Genomic DNA, 24,426 nt, shown 5'->3' with positions numbered 1-24,426 from the left:
AAATGAAGAAAATCGGAATTTTCGGAGGCACGTTTGACCCTCCGCATAACGGTCACCTCTTAATGGCGAATGAGGTGCTGTACCAGGCGGGGCTTGATGAAATTTGGTTTATGCCCAATCAAATTCCGCCGCATAAGCAGGACGAAAACTATACGGACAGCTTTCATCGTGTGGAAATGCTGAAGCTTGCGATTCAGTCCAATCCGTCCTTTAAGCTGGAGCTGGCAGAAATGGAAAGAGAAGGGCCTTCCTATACGTTTGATACGGTTTCTTTACTGAAGCAGCGATATCCGAATGATCAGCTATTCTTTATTATCGGTGCTGATATGATTGAATATTTGCCGAAATGGTATAAGCTGGACGAACTGCTGAACCTCATTCAATTTATTGGAGTAAAGCGCCCCGGTTTTCATATTGAAACCCCTTATCCGCTTCTCTTTGCAGACGTTCCGGAATTTGAGGTATCATCAACTATGATAAGGGAACGGCTGAAAAGCAGGAAGCCCACTGACTACTTAATCCCTGATAAAGTGAAGAAGTATGTAGAGGAGAATGGTTTATATGAATCGTGAGGAGGCACTTGCCTGCGTCAAGCAGCAATTGACCGAACACCGATATATCCACACGCTGGGCGTGATGAACACGGCGATCGAGCTTGCGGAGCGATTTGGAGCCGACATTAAAAAAGCGGAAACAGCGGCTATCTTTCATGACTATGCCAAATTCCGCCCGAAAGAAGAAATGAAACAGATTATCGCAAGGGAAAAAATGCCTTCGCATTTATTAGATCATAATCCTGAGCTGTGGCACGCTCCGGTCGGCGCTTATTTGGCCCAAAGAGAAGCGGGGATTCAAGACGAAGACATTCTTGACGCCATCAGGTATCATACTTCTGGTCGGCCCGGCATGACACTTTTGGAAAAAGTGATTTACGTTGCCGATTACATTGAGCCCAACCGGACATTTCCCGGTGTCGATGAGGTGCGTAAGCTTGCTGAGACAGATTTGAATCAAGCGCTCATTCAATCCATTAAAAATACAATGATGTTTCTTATGAAAAAAAATCAACCGGTTTTTCCGGACACATTCTCAACGTATAACTGGCTTGTGTCTGGTAACTGAACAGGAGGAATTTGTGAATGAACCAAAAGTCCATTCTAAAGATCGCAGCTGCAGCTTGCGATGATAAACGCGCAGAAGATATTTTAGCACTGGATATGGAAGGCATATCTTTGGTTGCAGATTATTTTCTGATCTGCCATGGGAATTCAGATAAACAGGTGCAGGCGATTGCTCGTGAAATCAAGGATCAGGCTGAAGAAAACGACATTCAAATCAAAAAGATGGAAGGCTTCGATGAAGCAAGATGGGTGCTCGTTGACCTTGGTGATGTGATTGTCCATGTCTTCCACAAGGATGAAAGAAGTTATTACAATCTGGAAAAACTGTGGGGAGACGCTCCGCTCGCAGATCTTGAGCTTGGAATGAACCAATGATTTATCAAGGCTTTGCAAGCGTGTATGACGAGTTAATGTCGCACGCCCCTTACGATCAATGGACAAAGTGGATTGAAGCATCTCTCCCGGAAAAGGGCCGTATCCTCGATTTGGCATGCGGTACAGGGGAAATCTCAATCCGGCTTGCCGAAAAGGGCTTCGAGGTCACGGGGATCGATCTCAGTGAGGAAATGCTTGCTTACGCCCAGCAAAAGGTCTCCAGTAACCAGCCGATTCTTTTTCTTCAGCAGGATATGAGAGAGATGACCGGTTTTGACGGGCAGTTTGACGCTGTTGCGATATGTTGTGACTCATTAAATTATTTAAAAACGAAAAATGATGTCGTTGAAACCTTCAAAAGTGTATTTCAGGTGTTGAAGCCTGAAGGCATGCTGCTGTTCGATGTTCATTCATCATATAAAGTTGGTGAAGTCTTTCCGGATAGCACATTTGCTGATCAGGACGAAGATATCAGCTATATTTGGCAGAGCTTTTCCGGAAGTGAAGAGCTTTCTGTCATCCACGATATGTCGTTTTTTGTGTGGAACGGAGAAGCGTATGACCGCTTTGATGAGACGCACGAGCAAAGAACATTCCCGGTTGATGAATACAAAGAAATGCTCGAGAACTGCGGCTTTCAGGTTCACTGCGTGACAGCTGATTTTACGGATGCAGAGCCAGCTGCACAATCAGAACGCCTATTCTTCAAGGCGCAGAAATCAAAAACCATCGTTTCCTAAGACGATGGTTTTTTAAAATGCTTTTTTATTCCTTTGCAGGACAGACAAACGTATGAGACACTCGTCTACACATGGAACTGCTTCTGCACTGCGGAAATGTCCTCCTCATACTTCATATGAGTATTTTGGAATACCCGGTGAAACATATCCTGCACACCGCTTTCCAGTGCTTTAATGCCTTCTCCAGTCACACCGCCTTTAACGCAAACCTTTTCCTGCAACGCGGGCAGGGTATATAATTCCGTTTCTAACAGTTTTCCCATTCCGACAAGCATTTCCTTACACATCAGGATGGCGTCCTGTTTGGATACCGATGTTTCCGATACGGCAGCATCTATAAACCGCTGAATCAGATAGCTCATAAAAGCAGGGCCGCAGCTTACGATATCTGATGCTACCCTTGTAATGTCACTTTCAATTTGCAGCGGATGGGAGATATGCTTCATCAGTTCATTGACTTTCGCTTTGGCAGCTTCTCCGCAGCTTGTGCCGAAAGTGACGAGAGAAACGCCGGCCAGCGCTCTGTTCGTAATACTTGGGATCACTCGCGCCACTTGGCATGGCACATATTGCTCGAGCTGTTCAGTTTGAACGGGGCTTGTAATTGAAATAAGAATATGGTCCTTTCTGACATAAGGCACTGCCCTTGCTAGTAAAGGATATATGTCAAGCGGCTTCACACAAATAAAAATCATCTCGTTTTCAGAAAAAAGCTTTTCTAGACTTTCTGTTACGTTTATGCTGCTGTAGCGGTTTTTTATGTGTAACGCTTTTTCAATTGTGCGGTTTGTGATTGTGATGTTTGAGGGATCGGCTGCTTTTGATTCAATAAATGATTCGATAAGGATCGTCCCCATATTTCCTGTGCCGATAAAACCAATCTTCACTGATTTCCCCTCCTTTGAGCTATTATCCTCTAAACCATATGTGTGATGAAAATAAATTATGACGAAAGCGGGGAACATGCATGATGAATTGGTGGACCCAACATAAAAAAGCAATCATTTTAGCGGCTTCTGCAGCTGCTTTCATAGCGGTTATTTTCTTCTTGACCAGCAGGGAAAATAAAGAGCCGGTAAAGCAGGCGGTATCAACTGAGACAGAAAATCCGGAGGTAAAGCAGGAGGCCGTAAAAGACGATTCAGACGATACCGTTGTGATTGATATAAAAGGGGCTGTCCAGCATCCCGGCGTTTATGAGATGCAAACAGGGGACCGAGTATCTCAGGCAATTGAGAAAGCGGGCGGGGCCAGTGAACAAGCAGATGAGATGCAAGTTAACTTGGCGGAGCTGCTGCAGGACGGGACAGTGGTGTATATTCCGAAAAAGGGAGAGGAGGAATTGCGGCGGCAAGGGGTTGGAGACGATGTGAGAAGCGGCGGAGGGAAAGAAGCACTGGTAAATATCAATACAGCAACCTTAGAGGAATTACAAGGCATCCCAGGGGTGGGACCATCAAAAGCTGAAGCTATTATCGCATACCGTGAAGAAAACGGACGTTTCCAGACAATTGAAGAGATCACGCAAGTGTCGGGAATCGGTGAGAAGTCGTTTGATAAAATAAAGTCTTCCATTACAGTAAAGTGATTTGACGGTCATGCATCATGATAGGTAAACTAAAGGCTAGGCAACACAACATTTGGAGGGAACAACGTGGAACGAATTTCATGGAATCAATACTTTATGGCTCAAAGCCATTTACTGGCGTTGCGCAGCACTTGCCCGAGATTGTCTGTCGGCGCAACTATAGTCAGAGACAAACGCATGATTGCCGGAGGCTATAATGGGTCAATCGCGGGCGGCGTGCACTGCGCAGACGAAGGCTGCCTTATGATAGATGATCATTGCGCAAGAACGATTCACGCTGAAATGAATGCGATTCTTCAATGTTCTAAGTTCGGGGTGCCGACAGATGGAGCGGAGATTTATGTGACGCATTATCCGTGCATTCAATGCTGTAAATCTATCATTCAAGCGGGTATTAAAACAGTTTATTTTGCTGAGGATTACAAAACGAATCCGTACGCGCAGGAATTATTTGAACAGGCGGGTGTCACCGTTGAACAGGTTGAACTCGATGAAATGATCGTTGATTTGAAAAACAGGGAAAAGCTTTCATTTGTAGCTGGTCTTTTAGAGAAACTGGCGGATGCCGGTCTTGCAGAGGAAGATTTGAAGAAAATACATGAACAAGCCAATACACTTTTCACGAGCTATGTGTGATGAATGCGTAACTCGCGCTTAATATTGCCTTTGGCGGCAGCTTCAGCAACGGCTGGAATCACTGCCGCCGCTTATTTCTCCGCTGTATTTCTTTTCTTCCTCTTTCTCATTATCATTCTCATCAAAACGAGACACGCTTTTCTCATTTTTGTTTCTTTCTTCTCTTTTATATTGTTTTTTGCATTGTATAACGTCACAGATTCCCAAAATGTTTCTTTATATCAGCGGGGAACCTATCAAGTCAAGGCAGTCATTGACAGCATTCCTAAAATTGACGGCGACCGTATGTCCATGATAGTTAAGACGCCTGATGGCGAAAAATGGGCCGCTTCGTATCGCATTCAGTCTGCCGATGAAAAAGATCAGTTGTCAAATATAGAGCCGGGAATGGCATGTGAATGGGCTGGCACACTAGAAGAACCTAAACACGCAACTGTGCCGGGCGCATTTGATTATAACGACTATCTTTACCGGCAGCATATCCACTGGAACTATTCTATTGCATCTATTCAAAATTGCAGCGAACCTGCTAATTTCGGTTATAATCTGCTCGGTTTAAGAAAAGACATCGTGTCATTCACTAACAGCCTGCTGCCTTCTGATTCGGCAGGAATCGTACAAGCTCTTATAGTAGGTGACAGATTTTACGTGGAAGACGGGGTGCTTAACGCGTATCAAAAGCTTGGTGTTGTCCATCTCTTGGCGATTTCAGGACTGCACGTCGGTATTTTGACAGCCGGCTTGTTTTATATCATGATCCGTGTTGGAATAACCAGAGAAAAGGCAACAATCCTGTTGCTGGTATTATTGCCGCTCTATGTGATGTTGACTGGCGCTTCTCCTTCAGTGCTTCGCGCCGCGCTGATGTCGGGAATTTACTTAGCTGGAAGTCTTGTTAAATGGCGTGTACATGCTGCCAGTGCAATCTGCCTTTCATACATCACCCTCTTGCTCTTCAATCCTTACCATCTCTTTGAAGCCGGTTTTCAGCTGTCATTCGCCGTCAGTTTTTCTTTAGTGCTTTCCTCTTCTATTTTTCAGCATATGAAAACCTCCCTAGGTCAGATGACAATGGTATCACTGATTGCTCAGCTGGGTTCACTTCCCATTCTTCTGTATCATTTTCAGCAGTTTTCTATCATTAGCGTGCTGATGAACATGGTGCTTGTTCCCATTTATACATTCTGTGTTTTGCCAGGGGCTATAGCAGGTGTTTTTTTATTAAGTCTTTCCGCTTACGCTGGCCGGTTGTTCTTCAGCGGGTTTGATTTCCTGATGAGCTGGATCAACAAGCTGATCACAAGAATAGCAGATATTGATGTATTTACAATGATCATTGCACGTCCCGCCCCTGTTTTGCTCTTTTTGTTCACGACTGCAATCATCGCATTGCTTATGACAATTGAAAAACGCTCCTTATCACAGCTGATGATTAATGGGGGCATTTGCTGCGCGGTGCTCTGCCTTCTTTTTATTTATCCGCGTTTTAGTTCTGAAGGAGAGGTCGATATGATTGATATCGGGCAGGGTGACAGCATGTATGTCGGTGCCCCGTATCAGCAAGGCCATGTTTTAATTGATACTGGCGGCACGTTGTCTTATTTATCAGAGCCATGGCGGGAGAAACAGCATCCGTTTTCACTCGGGGAAAAGGTGCTGATTCCGTTCTTAACCGCTAAGGGAATCAAACAGCTTGACGCTTTGATACTGACGCATGCTGACCAAGATCATATCGGGGAGGCGGAGACTCTGCTGAAGCATCATAAAGTCAAGCGTCTCGTGATTCCGAAAGGATTCGTTTCTGAACCTAAAGACGAGAAAGTGCTCCAGGCTGCCAGAGAAGAGGGAGTGGCAATTGAAGAAGTGAAGCGAGGCGATGTATTGCACATAAAAGATTTACAGTTTCATGTACTATCACCGGACGCACCTGATCCGGCAAGCAAAAATAATTCTTCTCTCGTTTTGTGGATGAAAACGGGCGGTGTGAGCTGGATCTTGACAGGTGATTTGGAGAAAGAAGGAGAGCAGGAGGTTATGCGCGTGTTTCCGAATCTAAAAGCAGACGTGTTAAAGGTTGGGCATCATGGAAGCAAAGGCTCTACCGGGGAAGAATTCATCAATCAGCTTCAGCCGGAAACGGCCCTTATCTCAGCGGGAGAAAACAATCGGTACCATCACCCCCATCAAGAAGTTCTGCAACTATTACAGAAACATTCCATCCGCGTGCTGCGCACCGATCAAAGCGGAACGATCCAATACAGATATCAGAACAGAGTTGGAACCTTTTCTGTCTATCCTCCATATGATACATCAGGATAACAGAGACGAACTAAAAAAGACTGCCGAGAAATCAGCAGCCCGGGCAGTCGCTGTTATGAACCAACCAGGTGAATAACCGTTGCCATAACAAACAAGAAGGCGAAAAATCCGAAGGACACAACAAAACCAACAGCTGAATCGACAGCATCATTTCGTTTGCTTTGAACGTTTTTTTCAAAATCATTCAATCCAATCCCTCCTGACTGCTTTAAGTATAATGGAATCGTTTTGAAAAATCTAGAAGCTAAGGTAACGTTTTCTGTTCTGGTGATTATCGCCTTTTTACAAGCTGTCCCGGGGGCTTGCGAACAGGCGTTTAATATAAATGGGGAAGCAGCAGTCAGGCTTCCTCTTTACTATTTTCCGAACTCAATTTAGGATAGAAGGGGATGATGAAAGAGAGGAAGTCGTACAACAATGGTATTTGATGTGTGGAAAAGCCTGAAAAAAGGAGATGTCCATCCGGTTTATTGTTTATACGGAAAAGAGGCGTATTTGCTGCAAGAAACCGTCAGCAGGATTAGACAGACGGTCATTGACCAGGAGACAAAGGATTTCAATCTATCTGTTTTTGATCTGGAAGAGGAGTCGCTGGATCTAGCGATTGCCGATGCTGAAACGTTTCCGTTTATGGGTGAGCGGCGTCTTGTTATTGTGAAAAATCCATATTTTTTAACAGGTGAAAAGAAAAAGAAAAAATTGAGCATAACGTCAGCGCGCTTGAATCATATATACAATCGCCTGCGCCTTACACGGTCTTTGTTCTGCTCGCGCCGTATGAAAAGCTGGATGAGCGAAAAAAGCTGACGAAAGCATTAAAGAAGCACGCGTTTATGATGGAGGCGAAGGAATTAAACGCAAAGGAGACGACAGACTTTACGGTTAACCTTGCAAAAACCGAGCAGAAAACAATCGGCACTGAAGCGGCGGAGCATTTGGTTCTGCTAGTGAACGGACATCTGTCATCGATTTTTCAGGAGATTCAGAAGCTCTGCACGTTTATTGGAGATCGTGAAGAAATTACACTGGATGATGTAAAAATGCTTGTAGCGAGAAGCCTTGAACAAAATATATTTGAGCTGATTAATAAAATCGTCAATCGGAAACGAACGGAGAGCCTGCAAATTTTTTATGATTTGCTCAAACAAAATGAAGAACCGATCAAAATCATGGCGCTTATTTCGAATCAGTTCCGGCTGATTCTGCAAACAAAGTATTTCGCGGAACAAGGCTACGGACAAAAGCAAATCGCTGCTAATTTAAAAGTTCACCCATTTCGGGTAAAGCTGGCGATGGATCAAGCAAGGCTTTTTTCAGAAGCTGAGCTCCGGTCAATTATTGAACAGCTTGCCGTCATGGACTATGAAATGAAAACAGGGAAACAGGACAAGCAGCTCCTGCTCGAACTGTTCCTTTTACAGCTGTTAAAAAGAAATGAAAAAAACGATCCCCATTATTGAGGATCGTTTTTATATTATGCAGAAAGTCCGTTCACTTTTTTCGCTAGTCTTGATTTGTAACGAGCTGCGGTATTTTTGTGTACAAGACCTGTTTTCACTGCTTTATCAATACGTTTAGCTGCTTCAGTAAGAGCAGTTTTCGCTTTGTCAGCTTCGTTGTTAGCAACAGAAGCTTCAACTTGTTTGATTGCAGTACGCATAGCAGATTTGATTGTCGCGTTATGAACGCGGCGTTCGTTGTTTGTTTTTGTACGTTTAATCGCTGATTTAATGTTTGGCATGTGTTTCACCTCCTAAGATACAACCTGTAGCACAGTGTCTTAAGGTTAAATCTTCTTCACAATAGAACAAATTGTATTCTATCAAACACACCTTTAGATTGCAATATAAATGTAAAGTATTTTTCATTGAAGGATCTCTTTTTAGCATGATTTATTCAGCAAATGGCAACAATATAGGTACTGAATGTGAAGGAGGCCCTTGTATGAAAAAGAGTGAACTGGATGTTAATCAGTATTTGATACGTACCGATTTAGCAGTTGAAACGAAGGAAGCGATGGCCAATCAGAAGGCTGTGCCGGCAAAAGAAATTAGAGGTTTTATTGAAAAAGAACGTGATCGCGGCGGCATAAAAATCCGCACTGTTGATATTACCAAGGAAGGCGCCGAGCTCTCAGGAAAAAAAGAAGGGCGCTATTTAACACTTGAGGCGCAAGGAATCAGAGAGAATGATTCGGAAATGCAGGAAAAGGTCTCTGCTGTTTTTGCGGAGGAATTTTCGGCTTTTCTTGAAAGCCTTCATATCTCAAAAGATGCGAGCTGTTTGATCGTCGGGCTCGGCAACTGGAACGTGACACCTGACGCGCTGGGACCGATGGCTGTAGAAAATTTATTGGTCACAAGGCACTTGTTTAAGCTTCAGCCAGAAAATGTGCAGGAGGGCTACAGGCCTGTCAGCGCATTTGCACCTGGTGTGATGGGGATTACGGGAATCGAAACAAGCGACATTATTAAAGGGGTGATTGAGGAATCGAAGCCTGATTTTGTCATTGCCATTGATGCACTGGCGGCACGGGCGGTGGAAAGGGTTAACACAACCATTCAAATATCTGACACAGGGATTCATCCGGGGTCTGGTGTGGGGAATAAACGAAAGGATTTGAGCAAAGACACGCTTGGCGTACCAGTGATCGCAATCGGAGTGCCGACGGTCGTTGACGCGGTGACGATTGCCAGCGATACGGTGGACTACATATTAAAACACTTTGGAAGAGAAATGAAAGATGACAGGCCGTCAAGATCGCTTGTTCCGGCAGGCATGGCGTTTGGGAAAAAGAAAGTGCTCACTGAAGAGGATCTTCCTGATCAAAAGCAGCGCCAATCGTTCCTCGGAATTGTCGGAACGCTTGGAGAAGATGAAAAACGGCAGCTCATTCACGAGGTGCTTTCACCTTTAGGCCACAACTTAATGGTTACGCCGAAGGAAGTTGATTCATTTATCGACGATATGGCCAATGTGCTGGCGAACGGATTAAACACAGCGCTTCATGAAAAAGTGTCACAAGAAAACAAAGGCTCCTACAATCACTAAACGGTTCTACTTCCTCTAGCTTGTTCATAGAGTAATTACTAGACAAGCGCTGGAGGGATTCAATGAGAAATAAACGCAGAAACAGACAAATTGTTGTTGCGGTAAATGGCGGGAAAGCGGTAAAAGCCATCTTTCTATTTATCGTAAGCCTTATCGTGATTTTTGTTCTATCCGGTGTGCTGACGTCTCTCCGGCCTGAACTCAGGCCGTCGTCTGACTCCTTTTACGGGATTACTGAGGAATTGCCGGGTGACGTGTTTGCACACTTGCTGCGGATGGAAAACCATTATTTCGCTTCTGATCTTTCTCAAACCGACAGCTCATTTCATCTTTCACGTCTTTCTTTGAAGCTGGCTACAAGCATAAATCTTGAAGATCCGCGGAGCTTTCTCGGCCGGGAGCTGCCGGGATTCGCGCAATTCGATACCGAGATTCTGTTAGCTGGACAAGGCACGGATTATACGAATATGCCTGCAGAATCGCCGCCGCCGTCTAAGGTAATGGAGGAAGAAAGGGAAGCGAATTTGGCTGAGATTGAAAAACAGCAAACACAATCAGATCGTGCGCAAAAAGATCCGCCGAAACAAACAACAGGTGATAAAAAGGTGGTCTTTATCTATCACACACATAATACGGAATCATATCTCCCTCTATTAAAAGGCGAGACAGACCCTGACATGGCACGCCACTCCAAAGCCAACGTCACTCTCGTAGGAGATATGTTCGGAAAAGCGCTTGAATCCCAGGGCATTGGAGCCACAGTAAATAAAACCGATATACAGGCGAACCTGAACAAAAAAGGCTTAAACTATGCAAGATCCTATGATGAATCAAGGCCGGTCGTAAAAGACGCGCTCGCATCAAACAAAAATCTGCAATATATCATTGACATCCATAGGGACTCGCGGCGCAAAAAAGATACGACGGCAACGATTAAAGGGAAAAGCTATGCCAGAGTAGCCTTTGTCGTCGGCAAAAAAAGCAAAAACTTCGAAGAAAACTATAAAATTGCAAGCGAGCTTCATAAATTGATGGAGAAAAAATACCCAGGGCTCAGCACAGGTGTCTTTTCAAAAGGCTCGCCGGGCGATAATGGGGTATACAATCAGGATCTAACCGATAGAGCGCTTCTGCTTGAATTTGGCGGAGTAGATAATAACCTCGAGGAACTGCAGCGCTCGGCTGACGCCGCCGCAGACGTATTCAGCGAAATGTATTGGGATGCTGAAAAAGTCAACGCGGAGAGCGGTGAAACGAAAAAACAATAAGAAATAGGTGGTTGATTTGATTGCTTATTTTGGCAAATGCCTGTTGCTTGTCACGATCATGTTTTTAGGCGTGCTGTTCGGCATGCAGCAGGCCAATAACGGGATGCTGAGCATGAAAGGCTATCAAGACCCTTCACTTAAGGGGGCGTTTACGCTCACCGACGGAAAAAATAATGAAAAAGAAGCCTCGATCTTAGGAGAAACAGTCACGGCGAAAGATTTAGAAGAAAAACAAAGAGAGCTGGAAAAGGTAGAAACGTTCAATATGTTCTCTAAAGCTGGAAAAGCGCTTTCGAACACTGTAACCAACACAGCCCAGTCGATGTATGAATGGATACGAGATATGACTCAATAGGCGTGTGAAAGAGAAAAGCAGCCCAAGATAACAGGGAACTTTTCTCTTTCTTGTTTTACATTGAATCTTTACAATCCTATTGATATAATCTAAGCTAGTGTATTTTGCGTTTAATAGTAGGAGTGATAGATTGTGACAGATAAAGAAAAGCGTTTAGAGAGGCAGTCGAGAATAAGGAATTTCTCTATCATTGCCCATATTGACCACGGAAAATCGACCTTAGCGGATCGAATTTTAGAAAAAACGTCGGCAATCACTCAACGAGAAATGAAAGAACAATTGCTCGATTCTATGGATCTTGAACGTGAACGGGGCATAACGATTAAGTTAAACTCTGTTCAGCTTAAATACAAAGCAAAAGACGGAGAAGAATATATTTTTCATCTGATTGATACGCCGGGACACGTCGATTTCACATACGAAGTATCCCGAAGCCTTGCTGCCTGCGAAGGAGCGATTCTTGTCGTGGATGCAGCGCAGGGAATTGAAGCGCAGACGCTTGCCAACGTTTACTTAGCGCTTGACAATGACCTTGAAATTCTGCCGGTCATTAACAAAATCGATCTTCCGAGCGCAGAGCCTGAACGCGTGCGCCAAGAGGTAGAGGACGTTATCGGCCTTGACGCATCAGAAGCCGTGCTTGCTTCAGCAAAAGCCGGTATCGGGATTGAGGAGATTTTAGAACAGGTCGTGGAAAAGGTGCCTGCTCCGACAGGTGATCCGGAGGCGCCGCTTAAAGCGCTCATCTTCGACTCGCTTTATGACGCCTACCGGGGTGTCGTGGCGTATATCAGAGTTGTTGAAGGGACGGTAAAGCCGGGACAAAAAGTCAAAATGATGGCTACCGGCAAAGAATTCGAAGTAACAGAAGTCGGTGTGTTCACGCCGAAAGCGACTCCGACAAATGAACTGACAGTCGGTGATGTAGGCTTCCTGACTGCCTCAATCAAAAATGTCGGCGACACTCGTGTCGGTGATACGATAACGGGCGCTGCCAATCCTGCAGAAGAAGCATTGCCGGGATACCGCAAGCTCAACCCGATGGTATATTGCGGTTTGTATCCAATTGATACAGCGAAATATAATGATTTAAGGGAAGCTCTTGAAAAGCTTGAGCTCAATGATTCCTCCCTTCAATATGAAGCGGAGACATCACAAGCGCTTGGATTCGGCTTCCGATGCGGATTTTTAGGCATGCTCCACATGGAGATCATACAGGAGCGGATTGAGCGTGAGTTTAAAATCGATTTGATTACAACAGCGCCTAGTGTGATCTACGATGTATACATGACAGACGGTGAAAAAGTTGTTGTCGACAACCCGTCCAACATGCCGGACCCGCAGAAGATTGAACGGGTAGAAGAGCCTTATGTGAAAGCTACAATGATGGTGCCGAATGATTTTGTCGGTGCTGTGATGGAGCTTTGCCAAGGAAAACGCGGCAACTTTATTGATATGCAATATTTAGACGCAAACCGAGTCAGCATTGTCTATGATATGCCGCTGGCTGAAATTGTTTACGAGTTTTTTGACCAGCTGAAATCAAGCACAAAAGGCTATGCGTCCTTCGATTATGAACTGATCGGCTACAAACCGTCTAAGCTTGTAAAAATGGACATTATGCTGAACGGAGAAAAAATCGACGCCCTTTCCTTTATTGTGCACCGTGATTACGCGTATGAACGAGGAAAAGTGATCGTTGAGAAGCTGAAAGAACTCATTCCGCGTCAGCACTTTGAAGTGCCGATTCAAGCGGCGATCGGCCAGAAAATCGTAGCGCGCTCTACGATTAAAGCGATGCGTAAAAACGTATTGGCTAAGTGTTACGGGGGAGACATCTCCCGTAAACGGAAGCTTCTTGAAAAACAAAAAGAAGGAAAACGCCGAATGAAGCAGGTCGGCTCAGTTGAAGTGCCGCAAGAGGCATTCATGGCAGTTCTGAAAATGGACGACAGTCCGAAAAAACAATAGAAGCCGCCGCAGTCTTGTACTGCGGCTTCTTTCTGTAAAGAAGGTGAATTCGTTGAAATCAGCCTATATCCATATCCCGTTTTGTGAGCATATTTGCCACTACTGCGATTTCAATAAATATTTTATTCAAAGCCAGCCTGTCGACGAGTATTTAAACGCGCTCGAACAGGAAATGATAAATACAATTGCAAAAACAGGGCAGCCTCGCCTCAAAACGATCTTTATCGGAGGAGGCACGCCGACATCTCTATCTGAGGAACAGCTCAAAAAGCTGATGGACATCATTATCCGAGTGCTGAAGCCCTCGAGCGCCTTATCGGAATTTGCAGTTGAAGCGAATCCGGACGACTTGTCCGCAGCGAAGTTAAACATATTAAAAGAAGCAGGCGTAAACCGTCTCAGCTTTGGCGTTCAAACGTTCGAAGACGACTTGTTAGAAAAAATCGGCCGGGTGCACAAACAAAAAGATGTATTTGCCTCTTTTGAAAGGGCGCGGGAACTCGGTTTTGACAATATCAGTCTTGATTTAATGTTCGGACTCCCGGGTCAAACCCTCAAGCATCTGGATCATTCCTTAGACACAGCTTTATCGCTGGATGCTGAGCATTATTCGGTGTACTCTCTCATTGTAGAACCGAAAACCGTATTTTATAATCTCATGCAAAAAGGGCGGCTGCATCTACCGCCGCAGGAGCAGGAAGCCGAAATGTATGAAATGGTGATGAGCCGGATGGAGGCTCGCGGCATTCATCAATATGAAATCAGCAACTTTGCCAAGCGAGACATGGAGTCAAAGCACAATCTCACATATTGGAGCAATGATGAATATTTCGGATTTGGAGCTGGGGCCCATGGATATATCGGCGGCACGCGTACAGTAAACGTCGGGCCTGTTAAACATTACATTGACCTGATCGCTGAAAAAGGCTTCCCCTACAGAGATACTCATGTAGTGACAACAGAAGAGCAAATTGAAGAAGAAATGTTTTTAGGCTTGAGAAAAACAGCCGGTGTCAGCAAAAAGCACTTTGCAGAAAAATACGGCCGTTCCCTGGATGCGCTTTTCCCAAGCGTATTAAAAGATCTCACAGAAAAAGGGCTGATTCATCAATCGGAGTCTGCCGTTTATTTGACTCATCAGGGGAAATTATTAGGTAATGAAGTTTTTGGCGCTTTTTTGGGTGAGTTATAATTGACATTTTTCTTGTGGTTTGATACTTTTGTTATAGAATTAGCACTCACTTATTGAGAGTGCTAACAGAGGTGATGATGATGTTAACAAATCGTCAGCTGCTGATCCTTCAGGTCATAATCAACGATTTTATTCAATCGGCGCAGCCGGTAGGGTCAAGAACTCTTTCGAAAAAAGATGAAATCACATTTAGCTCTGCAACAATAAGAAACGAGATGGCTGACTTGGAAGAATTGGGATTCATAGAGAAAACCCATTCATCCTCAGGACGTGTTCCGTCAGAAAAAGGGTACCGGTACTATGTTGACCATTTGCTGTCACCGGTCAAACTGACGAAAAGCGACATGGACCAAATCCACTCGATCTTCAAAGAGAAAATTTTCGAGCTGGAAAAGACAGTTCAAAAATCAGCGCAAATTTTGTCCGATTTGACGAATTATACATCCATCGTACTCGGGCCGAAGCTGAGTGAGAATTACCTTAAACAGATTCAAATCATACCGATTCAGCCCGATAAGGCGGTAGCCATTCTCGTTACCAATACAGGGCACGTGGAAAACAAAACGATTAATTTTCCAGCCAAAATGGATCTGTCTGATATTGAAAAACTGGTGAATATACTAAACGACCGTTTAAGCGGCGTTCCAATGGATGAACTGAATGAGCGCATTTTTAAGGAAGTTGTCATCTATTTAAGACAGCACATTAAGAACTATGACAATATCCTTGACGCGCTTCGCTCAACATTTCATTCCACGAACCACGTTGAAAAACTGTTTTTTGGCGGAAAAATCAATATGCTGAACCAGCCGGAGTTCCATGATATCACCAGAGTGCGGTCGCTGCTTTCATTAATCGAAAAAGAACAGGACGTACTAAAGCTGGTTCAGTCCCCGCACACGGGAATTTCGATTAAAATCGGAAAAGAAAACGACTATGCAGAGATGGAAAACTGCAGTCTGATTACGGCTTCTTATTCCGTTGATCAGAAGCAGATCGGCTCAATTGCGATCATCGGCCCGACCCGCATGAATTATTCCAGGGTTGTCAGTCTGCTTCAGCATGTGACTTCGGACTTGTCAAAAGCATTGACAAGTTTGTATGATGAATAAGGGAATTTTGGCAAATTTTATCGAAGGGCAGCACCCGCCCTTCTTCTTACACTTTAAGGGAGGTGAACACAATGTCAGACGAAAAACAAACCGTTGAACAAAACGAAACAGAAGAGCAAGAAGTCATGGAAGATCAAGCTGCCGCTGAAGAGCAGCGTGAAGAAACAAATGAAAGTGAACGTCTTGAAAATAAAATGAATGAATTGCAAGGTTTGCTTGAAGAAAAAGAAAACAAACTTTTGCGTGTTCAAGCAGATTTTGAAAATTATAAACGACGCAGCCGTTTAGAAATGGAAGCGTCCCAAAAATACCGTTCTCAAAACATCGCGGCTGAATTGCTGCCGGCTCTTGACAGTTTTGAAAGAGCGCTGCAGGTTGAGGCCGACAATGAACAGACGAAGAGTTTGCTTCAGGGAATGGAAATGGTCCACCGCCAGCTCGTAGAAGCCTTGAAAAAAGAAGGCGTGGAAGCCATCGAAGCTGTAGGGCAGGAATTCGATCCAAATCTGCATCAAGCTGTGATGCAGGCTGAAGATGAAAATTACGGCTCCAACATTGTTGTTGAGGAAATGCAAAAAGGCTACAGGCTGAAGGATCGCGTCATTCGTCCTTCCATGGTCAAAGTGAATCAATAATTACATAGCAGGAGGTTATTCAAGTGAGTAAAGTTATCGGAATCGACTTAGGTACAACAAACTCATGTGTTGCAGTGCTAGAAGGCGGCGAGCCTAAAGTTATTGCTAATGCAGAAGGAAACCGCACAACACCATCAGTTGTCGCATTCAAAAACGGTGAACGCCAAGTAGGGGAAGTAGCTAAACGCCAATCTATCACAAACCCTAACACAATCATGTCTGTTAAACGCCATATGGGTACAGATTATAAAGTTGAAGTTGAAGGAAAAGATTACACTCCTCAAGAAGTGTCTGCCATTATCCTTCAACACCTGAAATCATACGCTGAAAGCTATCTTGGCGAAACCGTTTCAAAAGCAGTGATCACAGTTCCTGCATACTTTAACGATGCTGAGCGTCAAGCGACAAAAGACGCTGGTAAAATTGCAGGTCTTGAAGTTGAACGTATCATTAACGAGCCGACTGCAGCTGCGCTTGCATACGGGCTTGATAAAACAGAGGAAGATCAAACGATCCTAGTATACGATCTTGGCGGCGGTACATTCGACGTTTCAATCCTTGAACTAGGCGACGGTGTATTCGAAGTTCGTTCAACTGCCGGTGACAACCGTCTAGGCGGTGACGATTTTGACCAAGTCATCATCGATCATCTTGTGTCTGAATTCAAAAAAGAAAACGGCATTGATCTGTCAAAAGACAAAATGGCGCTTCAGCGTTTGAAAGACGCAGCTGAAAAAGCGAAAAAAGATCTTTCCGGCGTATCTTCAACGCAAATTTCTTTACCGTTCATCACAGCTGGAGAAGCGGGACCGCTTCACCTTGAACTGACATTAACCCGCGCTAAATTCGAAGAGATTTCTTCACATTTAGTAGAGCGTACAATGGGTCCTGTCCGTCAAGCGCTTCAAGATGCAGGACTTTCTGCAAGCGAAATCGACAAAGTCATCCTTGTCGGCGGATCTACACGTATCCCTGCTGTACAAGAAGCGATCAAAAAAGAAACTGGAAAAGAAGCGCATAAAGGCGTAAACCCGGACGAAGTTGTGGCGCTTGGTGCTGCGATTCAGGGCGGCGTTATCACTGGTGACGTAAAAGACGTTGTGCTTCTTGACGTTACACCGCTTTCTCTCGGTATCGAAACGATGGGCGGCGTGTTCACAAAACTGATCGACCGCAACACGACGATTCCGACAAGCAAATCTCAAGTGTTCTCAACTGCTGCTGATAACCAAACAGCTGTTGATATCCATGTTCTTCAAGGTGAGCGCCCAATGTCTGCCGACAACAAAACACTCGGCCGCTTCCAGCTTACTGATATCCCGCCAGCACCACGCGGCGTGCCTCAAATCGAAGTTTCTTTCGATATTGACAAAAACGGTATCGTAAACGTAAGAGCAAAAGACTTAGGTACAGGAAAAGAGCAAAACATTACAATCAAATCTTCTTCAGGCCTTTCAGATGATGAGATCGAACGCATGGTAAAAGAAGCGGAAGAAAATGCTGACTCTGATGCGAAGAAAAAAGAAGAAATCGAAGTCCGCAACGAAGCAGATCAGCTTGTTTTCCAAACGGAGAAAACATTAAAAGATCTTGAAGGCAAAGTGGACGAAGAACAAGTGAAAAAAGCCAATGATGCCAAAGACGCTTTACAAGCGGCGATTGAGAAAAACGAGTTTGAAGAGATCAAAGCGAAAAAAGATGAGCTTCAAACGATCGTTCAAGAGCTTTCTATGAAGCTTTACGAGGAAGCTGCTAAACAACAGCAAGCGCAAGGCGATGCAAACGCAGAAGGCAAAGCGGATGACAACGTTGTTGACGCTGAATACGAAGAAGTAAACGACGACCAAAACAAAAAATAAGTTTTTTTCGAGCCAGTCCCTCTTTTGGGGCTGATCGGAAAGAACCCATTTCATAATCTGATTCAATGATAGAAAGTCAAAGTCAGGCATCTCTTGGCTTTGACTTTTTTTCTTGCCCGGGATAAAAGGAATTGAAAAATCACAATTCAAAATGATACAATCTAATTTATGTGAGAAATTCGGGAGAGTGAAGCGAGATGAGTAAGCGTGATCACTATGAAGTGCTGGGAGTAAGCAAGAGCGCTTCTAAGGATGAAATTAAAAAAGCTTATCGGAAGCTGTCAAAAAAATATCATCCTGATATTAACAAAGAAGCAGGGTCAGATGAAAAATTTAAAGAGGTAAAAGAAGCGTACGAAACGCTGTCTGATGACCAAAAACGGTCACATTACGATCAATTTGGCCATACTGATCCTAACCAAGGCTTCGGCGGCGGCGGTTTTGGCGGCGGCGGAGATTTTGGCGGATTTGGTTTCGATGATATTTTCTCAAGCATTTTCGGCGGAGGCACAAGACGAAGAGATCCAAACGCCCCGCGCCAAGGGGCCGACTTGCAGTATACGATGACCTTGTCGTTTGAGGACGCCGCTTTCGGTAAAGAAACAACCATTGAAATTCCGCGCGAGGAAACGTGTGATACTTGTAAAGGTTCAGGTGCGAAACCGGGAACAAATCCGGAAACGTGCTCGCACTGCGGAGGCTCTGGCCAGTTGAACGTGGAGCAAAATACGCCGTTTGGAAAAGTCGTGAACAGACGGGTCTGCCACCACTGTGAAGGCACGGGCAAAATCATTAAGGACAAATGTGCGGATTGCGGCGGAAAAGGAAAATTAAAAAACGCAAAAAAATTAGCGTGACCATTCCAGCCGGTGTAGATGACGGACAGCAGCTTCGTCTCTCGGGACAGGGTGAACCAGGCGTAAATGGCGGCCCTGCAGGAGATTTATTTGTTGTGTTCCATGTGCGCGCTCACGAGTTCTTCGAACGTGACGGCGACGATATTTACTGTGAAATGCCGTTAACGTTTGCTCAGGCTGCTCTTGGAGATGAAGTGGAAGTTCCGACGCTGCACGGAAAAGTGAAATTGAAAATTCCAGCCGGTACACAGACAGGAACAAAATTTAGATTAAGAGGCAAAGGCGTTCAAAATGTCAGAGGCTATGGACAGGGTGACCAGCATATCGTCGTCCGTGTCGTCACGCCGACAAACCTGACTGATAAACAAAAAGACATTATCCGCGAATTTGCCGAGGTCAGCGGAAACCTGCCTGACGAACAGGAAATGAGTTTCTTTGACAAGGTAAAACGCGCGTTTAAAGGCGATTAATTATTGGATGAGGAGTTGGTAGTTTTGAAATGGTCCGAATTAAGCATTCACACAACACATGAAGCGGTCGAACCTATCTCAAATATTTTGCATGAAGCTGGTGCAAGTGGGGTTGTGATAGAGGACCCGCTTGATTTAATAAAAGAACGTGAGAATGTGTACGGGGAAATCTACCAGCTCGACCCCAATGATTATCCAGACGAGGGTGTCATTGTTAAAGCATACCTGCCGGTTAACAGCTTTCTGGGCGAAACAGTGGACGGCATTAAAGAAACAATCAATAATCTGCTCCTTTACAATATTGATTTGGGCAGAAATCACATCACGATTTCTGAAGTCAATGAAGAAGAGTGGGCGACTGCCTGGAAAAAATATTATCACCCGGTAAAAATTTCTGAAAAGTTTACAATTGTGCCGACGTGGGAGGAATATACGCCGGTCCATACGGATGAGCTGATTATTGAAATGGACCCGGGAATGGCATTCGGCACAGGCACACACCCGACAACCGTACTCTGTATTCAGGCGCTTGAACGCTTTGTGCAAAAGGGTGATAAGGTGATTGATGTCGGTACAGGTTCCGGAATTTTAAGCATTGCAGCTGCAATGCTTGAGGCTGAATCGGTTCATGCCTACGATCTTGACCCCGTAGCTGTAGAAAGTGCACGCCTCAATCTCAAGCTGAACAAAGTGAGCGATATTGCTCAAGTAAAGCAAAACAATTTGTTAGACGGAATTGAAGGAGAACATGATGTCATTGTTGCCAACATTTTGGCTGAAGTTATTCTTCGCTTTACCTCACAAGCGTACAGCCTGTTAAAAGAAGGCGGTTATTTTATTACGTCAGGTATCATCTCGCAAAAAAAACTAGAAGTAAAAGAAGCCCTGGAGCAGGCTGGCTTTACAATCGTAGAAATCCTTTCTATGGAAGATTGGGTCAGCATTATTGCGAAAAAATAACAGTTAGTAGGTGTCACAGCGTATGCAACGATATTTTATCGAGCTCACGAAGCAGCAAATGGAGGAAGCGCCGGCTTTTACAATAACCGGTGAAGATGTTCATCATATTGTAAACGTGATGAGAATGAATGAGGGAGATCAGATTATCTGTTGCTCTCAAGACGGCATCGAGGCAAAATGTGAACTTCAATCTGTTTCCAAGGATCACGTGTCCTGTCTTGTGGTAGAATGGACGAATGAAAACAGAGAGCTTCCGATAAAGGTTTATATTGCAAGCGGCCTCCCGAAAGGAGATAAGCTTGAATGGATTATCCAAAAGGGAACTGAGCTCGGAGCTCATGCCTTTATCCCTTTCCAAGCTGCGCGTTCTGTTGTCAAGCTTGATGACAAAAAGGCTAAGAAAAAGCGGGAAAGATGGACGAAAATTGCGAAGGAAGCGGCTGAACAATCGTACCGTAACGAAGTGCCGCAAGTGATGGATGTTCATTCTTTTCAACAGCTTCTTCAAAGGATGCAGGATTTCGATAAATGTGTCGTTGCATACGAGGAGTCATCGAAGCAAGGTGAAATAAGCGCGTTCAGCGCGGTTGTAAGCAGCCTTCCGAAAGGATCATCCCTTTTGATCGTGTTTGGCCCCGAAGGCGGTTTAACAGCAGCGGAGGTTGAGCGGCTCACAGAGAAAGACGGTGTGCCGTGCGGGCTTGGACCGAGAATTTTAAGGACAGAAACCGCTCCGCTTTACGCGTTGAGTGCGATTTCTTATCAAACAGAGTTATTAAGAGGTGATCAATAATGGCAACTGTTGCTTTTCATACGCTTGGCTGTAAAGTCAATCATTATGAAACAGAAGCGATCTGGCAGCTTTTCAAAGAAGCGGGCTATGAAAGAAGAGATTTTGAACAAACAGCTGATGTATATGTCATTAACACATGCACGGTAACCAATACGGGCGATAAAAAAAGCCGCCAAGTGATCAGACGCGCCATTCGTCAAAATCCTGACGGTGTCATCTGTGTCACAGGCTGTTATGCCCAAACCTCACCTGCTGAGATTATGGCGATCCCTGGCGTCGATATTGTCGTTGGAACGCAAGACCGTGAAAAAATGCTCGGCTACATCGACCAATACCGTGAAGAACGCCAGCCGATTAACGGTGTCAGCAACATCATGAAAGCTAGAGTGTATGAGGAGCTTGATGTGCCTGCTTTCACTGACCGGACAAGAGCGTCATTGAAAATCCAGGAAGGCTGCAATAATTTCTGCACATTCTGTATTATTCCATGGGCGCGCGGCCTGCTTCGCTCCCGCGATCCTGAAGAAGTCATTAAACAAGCCCAGCAGCTTGTCGATGCCGGATATAAAGAAATTGTTCTTACTGGTATTCATACGGGCGGCTATGGCGAAGATATGAAAGATTACAGTTTCGCTAAGCTCTTGAGAGAATTAGATACTCGTGTTGAAGGCGTGAAACGGATTAGAATTTCTTCAATCGAGGCGAGCCAAATCACAGATGAAGTGATCGAGGTCTTAGACCGTTCAAATAAGATAGTCAACCATTTGCATATTCCTATCCAATCCGGATCAAACACTGTGCTGAAACGGATGAGACGTAAATATACGATGGAGTTTTTTGCAGACCGTTTACACAAACTGAAAAAAGCATTGCCTGGCTTAGCTGTCACTTCTGATGTGATTGTAGGGTTCCCTGGCGAAACTGAAGAAGAATTTATGGAAACCTACAACTTTATTAAAGAACATCAATTCTCTGAGCTGCATGTTTTCCCTTACAGTAAACGCACAGGAACGCCGGCTGCGAGAATGGAAGGTCAAGTGGATGAAAACGTAAAAAATGAGCGTGTACACCGCCTGATTTCCCTATCCGACCAGCTCGCGAAGGAATACGCTTCCCAGTATGAAAATGAAGTGCTTGAGATTATCCCTGAGGAAGCGTATAAGGAAACAGAAGAAGAAAACATGTTTGTCGGTTACACAGACAACTATATGAAAGTTGTTTTCAAAGGAACGGAAGAGATGATCGGCAAAATCGTGAAAGTCAAAATCCTAAAAGCAAGCTATCCTTACAACGAAGGACAATTTGTCCGTGTTGTCGAGGATGAAATAACTGAACACATGCGTTTATCTTCTTAACCTTTAAACCGGTGCATCCACATGTACCGGTTTTTTATTTTGCGGGTATGAGAAAGTGAATCAAGCGGTAAAACAAGTTGGTGAGCGGAAGAAATAAAAGAGCTGTCACCACATTAAATAAAAGGCTGAAATGCGCGATCCTTTGTGCGGGATCAGGTGATAACTGTTCTACAAAACCGGTCGCTGCCGTCAGGAAAGGAAATACAAGCGCCACACCCAGCACGTTAAACACCACATGGGCATACGCTGTCTGTTTCGCAGCATAGCCGCCGGATACAGCAGCCATGACAGCTGTTATGCATGTCCCGATATTTGACCCGAGCACGACGCTCATCGCCTGTGTCAGTCCGATAATGCCTTCATTCATAAAGCTCATCAAAATACCGATGCAAACAGAGCTTGAGTGAATAATGGCAGTCAGCACCATACCGATAAGCAATGCGGACCAGCTTGAATCGTTAACGTGGTATAGAACGTCTGCTCCTGTTTTCAGCTTTGTAAGCGGTCCTGCAAGGTGGCTGAACCCGGTGATGCAAAAAAAGATGATGCCGAGTCCGAGAAAGCTTGTTCCCAGCTGTTTCAAGGGATATCTGCCGGTCAGAAAAAACAATAAGCCGCCAATCAAAAGAATCCAAATCAAAACATCCATTTTAATGGCGATAAATTCAGTTGTAAAGGTAGATCCGACATTTGTTCCCAGAATCATCGGTATCGTCCGTTTAAAAGGAAGGACGCCCGCACTTACAAAGCCGATGACAATGACCATAAAGGCTGAACTGCTCTGAAGAATCCCTGTAAATACAATACTGATAAGGAACGCTTTTAATGGATGGTCCGTAAAAAAGAGCAATCGTTCTTCAATTTTTGAGTACGCCATTAAAATGAGGCCTTTTCGAAGCATGTTCATGCCTGCGAGAAAGAATAATATAAGAGCAACAAAACCGATCAAAATCAACATCCTATTCACCAACCCCTTTCCATCATTATATAGACAGGCAGTCGTACTCATGACGGAAAAGTGAACTCACTTAGTTGACCTGACTGATGGCTTATATTATAATGTCAAAGTACATGTTTATATGTGTAACTTAAAGGTAGTCGATTGGTGTATTCGGAGGGAGGGAAAGAGAATGTCAAAAACGGTCGTTAGAAAAAACGAATCGCTTGAAGATGCTCTTCGTCGCTTCAAACGCAGTGTATCAAAGACAGGTACTTTGCAAGAAGCAAGAAAGCGCGAATTTTATGAAAAACCTAGCGTAAAGCGCAAGAAAAAGTCTGAAGCTGCTAGAAAACGCAAATTCTAAAAGAGGGTGGATTTATGAGTCTTCTTGAGCGTCTTAACCAGGATATGAAGCTATATATGAAAAACCGTGAGAAAGACAAACTGACTGTCGTTCGAATGGTTAAGGCTTCACTTCAAAATGAAGCAATTAAGCTTAAGAAAGACAGTTTGACCGAGGATGAGGAACTGACTGTCCTTTCTCGTGAACTTAAGCAACGTAAAGACTCCCTCCAGGAATTTTCAAACGCTAATCGTTTAGATTTAGTAGATAAAGTTCAAAAAGAGCTGGACATTTTAGAAGTTTATTTACCCGAGCAGCTGTCAGAAGAAGAGCTGCTTACAATCGTAAATGAAACCATTGCTGAGGTTGGTGCGAGCTCAAAAGCGGACATGGGAAAAGTAATGGGTGCAATTATGCCTAAAGTAAAAGGCAAAGCTGATGGAAGCTTAATTAATAAGCTTGTTAGCAATCAATTGTCTTAAATGG

At 44.4% G+C, this 24,426-nt stretch carries 25 protein-coding genes and 3 pseudogenes; 24 read left to right on the top strand and 4 right to left on the bottom strand.

Features of this window, described 5'->3' with window-relative positions:
* Positions 1-2 precede the first annotated feature (2 nt).
* The 4 genes from SC79_RS07635 to SC79_RS07620 are packed head-to-tail and all read left to right on the top strand — an operon-like array spanning position 3 to position 2,236.
* Complete coding sequence (locus SC79_RS07635; RefSeq protein WP_039074537.1) at positions 3-572, top strand: nicotinate-nucleotide adenylyltransferase; 570 nt, start codon at positions 3-5, stop codon at positions 570-572.
* Positions 562-1,122, top strand: coding sequence for a bis(5'-nucleosyl)-tetraphosphatase (symmetrical) YqeK (yqeK, locus tag SC79_RS07630; RefSeq protein ID WP_039074536.1), 561 nt, complete (start codon positions 562-564; stop codon positions 1,120-1,122). Before SC79_RS07635 ends, yqeK begins: the two co-directional genes overlap by 11 nt.
* A 17-nt stretch (positions 1,123-1,139) precedes the next feature.
* Positions 1,140-1,496 (top strand): ribosome silencing factor, encoded by a 357-nt coding sequence (rsfS, locus tag SC79_RS07625; RefSeq protein ID WP_039074535.1) that lies wholly within the window; start codon positions 1,140-1,142, stop codon positions 1,494-1,496.
* Entirely contained in the window at positions 1,493-2,236 is a 744-nt protein-coding gene (locus SC79_RS07620) for a class I SAM-dependent DNA methyltransferase (RefSeq protein ID WP_039074534.1), read from the top strand. The genes rsfS and SC79_RS07620 overlap by 4 nt, the downstream gene beginning before the upstream one ends.
* 65 nt (positions 2,237-2,301) lie before the next feature.
* On the opposite strand, the gene comER is transcribed toward SC79_RS07620, so the two are convergent.
* On the bottom strand, positions 2,302-3,123 hold the full coding sequence (gene comER / locus SC79_RS07615; RefSeq protein ID WP_039074533.1) for a late competence protein ComER: 822 nt from the start codon (positions 3,121-3,123) through the stop codon (positions 2,302-2,304).
* Positions 3,124-3,206: 83 nt separating this feature from the next.
* On the opposite strand from comER, the gene SC79_RS07610 reads away from it, so the two are divergent.
* The 3 genes and pseudogenes from SC79_RS07610 (at position 3,207) to SC79_RS07600 (ending at position 6,793) form a co-directional block, all read left to right on the top strand.
* Positions 3,207-3,824, top strand: a complete 618-nt coding sequence (locus tag SC79_RS07610; protein WP_039074560.1) for a helix-hairpin-helix domain-containing protein — start codon at positions 3,207-3,209, stop codon at positions 3,822-3,824.
* A gap of 66 nt (positions 3,825-3,890) precedes the next feature.
* Entirely contained in the window at positions 3,891-4,460 is a 570-nt protein-coding gene (locus SC79_RS07605; RefSeq protein WP_010330726.1) for a ComE operon protein 2, read from the top strand.
* A 3-nt stretch (positions 4,461-4,463) separates the two neighbouring features.
* Positions 4,464-6,793 (top strand): annotated as a pseudogene (locus SC79_RS07600) (DNA internalization-related competence protein ComEC/Rec2).
* Positions 6,794-6,832: 39 nt separating this feature from the next.
* On the opposite strand, the gene SC79_RS07595 reads toward SC79_RS07600, so the two are convergent.
* Complete coding sequence (locus SC79_RS07595; RefSeq protein WP_003229983.1) at positions 6,833-6,967, bottom strand: YqzM family protein; 135 nt, start codon at positions 6,965-6,967, stop codon at positions 6,833-6,835.
* Between the two features lie 40 nt (positions 6,968-7,007).
* Here SC79_RS07595 and SC79_RS20930 point away from each other — a divergent pair, with 40 nt between their 5' ends.
* From SC79_RS20930 to holA (SC79_RS07590), 3 genes and pseudogenes are all read left to right on the top strand, one after another.
* Positions 7,008-7,157: a hypothetical protein gene (locus SC79_RS20930; RefSeq protein ID WP_120363468.1), complete on the top strand. Its 150-nt coding sequence runs from the start codon at positions 7,008-7,010 to the stop codon at positions 7,155-7,157.
* A gap of 39 nt (positions 7,158-7,196) precedes the next feature.
* Positions 7,197-7,567: pseudogene (holA, locus tag SC79_RS21655) on the top strand (DNA polymerase III subunit delta); the annotation flags it as partial.
* On the top strand, positions 7,544-8,239 hold the full coding sequence (holA, locus tag SC79_RS07590; protein WP_442852860.1) for a DNA polymerase III subunit delta: 696 nt from the start codon (positions 7,544-7,546) through the stop codon (positions 8,237-8,239). The pseudogene holA (SC79_RS21655) and the gene holA (SC79_RS07590), both read left to right, overlap by 24 nt.
* A 14-nt stretch (positions 8,240-8,253) precedes the next feature.
* On the opposite strand, the gene rpsT is transcribed toward holA (SC79_RS07590), so the two are convergent.
* Positions 8,254-8,520, bottom strand: coding sequence for a 30S ribosomal protein S20 (gene rpsT, locus SC79_RS07585; protein WP_003229989.1), 267 nt, complete (start codon positions 8,518-8,520; stop codon positions 8,254-8,256).
* A 203-nt stretch (positions 8,521-8,723) separates the two neighbouring features.
* Here rpsT and gpr point away from each other — a divergent pair, with 203 nt between their 5' ends.
* From gpr to mtaB, 12 genes and pseudogenes are all read left to right on the top strand, one after another.
* Positions 8,724-9,830 carry a GPR endopeptidase gene (gene gpr, locus SC79_RS07580; RefSeq protein WP_039074531.1) on the top strand — a complete coding sequence of 369 codons (1,107 nt, stop codon included), beginning with the start codon at positions 8,724-8,726 and terminating at the stop codon, positions 9,828-9,830.
* A gap of 62 nt (positions 9,831-9,892) precedes the next feature.
* A complete protein-coding gene (gene spoIIP / locus SC79_RS07575; protein WP_039074530.1) occupies positions 9,893-11,098 on the top strand; it encodes a spore autolysin SpoIIP in 1,206 nt (401 codons plus the stop codon).
* Between the two features lie 16 nt (positions 11,099-11,114).
* Positions 11,115-11,453, top strand: a complete 339-nt coding sequence (locus SC79_RS07570; RefSeq protein ID WP_039074529.1) for a YqxA family protein — start codon at positions 11,115-11,117, stop codon at positions 11,451-11,453.
* Positions 11,454-11,585: 132 nt separating this feature from the next.
* Positions 11,586-13,424 carry a translation elongation factor 4 gene (gene lepA, locus SC79_RS07565; protein WP_039074528.1) on the top strand — a complete coding sequence of 613 codons (1,839 nt, stop codon included), beginning with the start codon at positions 11,586-11,588 and terminating at the stop codon, positions 13,422-13,424.
* Positions 13,425-13,476: 52 nt separating this feature from the next.
* Complete coding sequence (hemW, locus tag SC79_RS07560; RefSeq protein ID WP_039074527.1) at positions 13,477-14,616, top strand: radical SAM family heme chaperone HemW; 1,140 nt, start codon at positions 13,477-13,479, stop codon at positions 14,614-14,616.
* An 80-nt stretch (positions 14,617-14,696) separates the two neighbouring features.
* The gene (gene hrcA, locus SC79_RS07555; protein WP_039074526.1) at positions 14,697-15,728 is read left to right on the top strand and encodes a heat-inducible transcriptional repressor HrcA; all 1,032 of its coding nucleotides are present in this window, start codon (positions 14,697-14,699) and stop codon (positions 15,726-15,728) included.
* A 71-nt stretch (positions 15,729-15,799) separates the two neighbouring features.
* Positions 15,800-16,363 carry a nucleotide exchange factor GrpE gene (grpE, locus tag SC79_RS07550; protein ID WP_039074525.1) on the top strand — a complete coding sequence of 188 codons (564 nt, stop codon included), beginning with the start codon at positions 15,800-15,802 and terminating at the stop codon, positions 16,361-16,363.
* 23 nt (positions 16,364-16,386) lie between these two features.
* Entirely contained in the window at positions 16,387-18,222 is a 1,836-nt protein-coding gene (gene dnaK, locus SC79_RS07545) for a molecular chaperone DnaK (RefSeq protein ID WP_039074524.1), read from the top strand.
* Between the two features lie 197 nt (positions 18,223-18,419).
* Positions 18,420-19,549: pseudogene (gene dnaJ / locus SC79_RS07540) on the top strand (molecular chaperone DnaJ).
* Between the two features lie 24 nt (positions 19,550-19,573).
* Positions 19,574-20,509: a 50S ribosomal protein L11 methyltransferase gene (prmA, locus tag SC79_RS07535; RefSeq protein ID WP_039074523.1), complete on the top strand. Its 936-nt coding sequence runs from the start codon at positions 19,574-19,576 to the stop codon at positions 20,507-20,509.
* Positions 20,510-20,531: 22 nt separating this feature from the next.
* Complete coding sequence (locus SC79_RS07530) at positions 20,532-21,302, top strand: 16S rRNA (uracil(1498)-N(3))-methyltransferase (RefSeq protein WP_039074522.1); 771 nt, start codon at positions 20,532-20,534, stop codon at positions 21,300-21,302.
* A complete protein-coding gene (gene mtaB / locus SC79_RS07525; RefSeq protein WP_039074521.1) occupies positions 21,302-22,657 on the top strand; it encodes a tRNA (N(6)-L-threonylcarbamoyladenosine(37)-C(2))-methylthiotransferase MtaB in 1,356 nt (451 codons plus the stop codon). The genes SC79_RS07530 and mtaB overlap by 1 nt, the downstream gene beginning before the upstream one ends.
* Before the next feature lie 34 nt (positions 22,658-22,691).
* Here the strand turns inward: mtaB and SC79_RS07520 are convergent, their stop codons facing one another.
* Positions 22,692-23,615 carry a Na/Pi symporter gene (locus SC79_RS07520; protein ID WP_039074520.1) on the bottom strand — a complete coding sequence of 308 codons (924 nt, stop codon included), beginning with the start codon at positions 23,613-23,615 and terminating at the stop codon, positions 22,692-22,694.
* A 172-nt stretch (positions 23,616-23,787) separates the two neighbouring features.
* Here SC79_RS07520 and rpsU point away from each other — a divergent pair, with 172 nt between their 5' ends.
* Complete coding sequence (gene rpsU, locus SC79_RS07515; protein ID WP_003152957.1) at positions 23,788-23,961, top strand: 30S ribosomal protein S21; 174 nt, start codon at positions 23,788-23,790, stop codon at positions 23,959-23,961.
* Positions 23,962-23,975: 14 nt separating this feature from the next.
* On the top strand, positions 23,976-24,422 hold the full coding sequence (locus tag SC79_RS07510) for a GatB/YqeY domain-containing protein (RefSeq protein ID WP_010330710.1): 447 nt from the start codon (positions 23,976-23,978) through the stop codon (positions 24,420-24,422).
* Positions 24,423-24,426 lie beyond the last annotated feature (4 nt).

Origin of the sequence: Bacillus sp. MSP13, from assembly GCF_000815295.1 — a bacterium.
GTDB lineage: Bacteria > Bacillota > Bacilli > Bacillales > Bacillaceae > Bacillus > Bacillus vallismortis.
The sequence above is the reverse complement of the archived record's forward strand: the minus strand, read 5'-3'. Positions and strand labels throughout refer to the sequence as shown.

Coding starts and splice junctions, on each gene's coding strand:
- SC79_RS07635 (WP_039074537.1), top strand. CDS start 3: ATGAAGAAAATCGGAATTTTCGGAGGCACGTTTGACCCTCCGCATAAC.
- yqeK (WP_039074536.1), top strand. CDS start 562: ATGAATCGTGAGGAGGCACTTGCCTGCGTCAAGCAGCAATTGACCGAA.
- rsfS (WP_039074535.1), top strand. CDS start 1,140: ATGAACCAAAAGTCCATTCTAAAGATCGCAGCTGCAGCTTGCGATGAT.
- SC79_RS07620 (WP_039074534.1), top strand. CDS start 1,493: ATGATTTATCAAGGCTTTGCAAGCGTGTATGACGAGTTAATGTCGCAC.
- SC79_RS07610 (WP_039074560.1), top strand. CDS start 3,207: ATGAATTGGTGGACCCAACATAAAAAAGCAATCATTTTAGCGGCTTCT.
- rpsT (WP_003229989.1), bottom strand. CDS start 8,520: ATGCCAAACATTAAATCAGCGATTAAACGTACAAAAACAAACAACGAA.
- gpr (WP_039074531.1), top strand. CDS start 8,724: ATGAAAAAGAGTGAACTGGATGTTAATCAGTATTTGATACGTACCGAT.
- spoIIP (WP_039074530.1), top strand. CDS start 9,893: ATGAGAAATAAACGCAGAAACAGACAAATTGTTGTTGCGGTAAATGGC.
- hrcA (WP_039074526.1), top strand. CDS start 14,697: ATGTTAACAAATCGTCAGCTGCTGATCCTTCAGGTCATAATCAACGAT.
- grpE (WP_039074525.1), top strand. CDS start 15,800: ATGTCAGACGAAAAACAAACCGTTGAACAAAACGAAACAGAAGAGCAA.
- SC79_RS07530 (WP_039074522.1), top strand. CDS start 20,532: ATGCAACGATATTTTATCGAGCTCACGAAGCAGCAAATGGAGGAAGCG.
- mtaB (WP_039074521.1), top strand. CDS start 21,302: ATGGCAACTGTTGCTTTTCATACGCTTGGCTGTAAAGTCAATCATTAT.
- SC79_RS07520 (WP_039074520.1), bottom strand. CDS start 23,615: ATGTTGATTTTGATCGGTTTTGTTGCTCTTATATTATTCTTTCTCGCA.
- rpsU (WP_003152957.1), top strand. CDS start 23,788: ATGTCAAAAACGGTCGTTAGAAAAAACGAATCGCTTGAAGATGCTCTT.
- SC79_RS07510 (WP_010330710.1), top strand. CDS start 23,976: ATGAGTCTTCTTGAGCGTCTTAACCAGGATATGAAGCTATATATGAAA.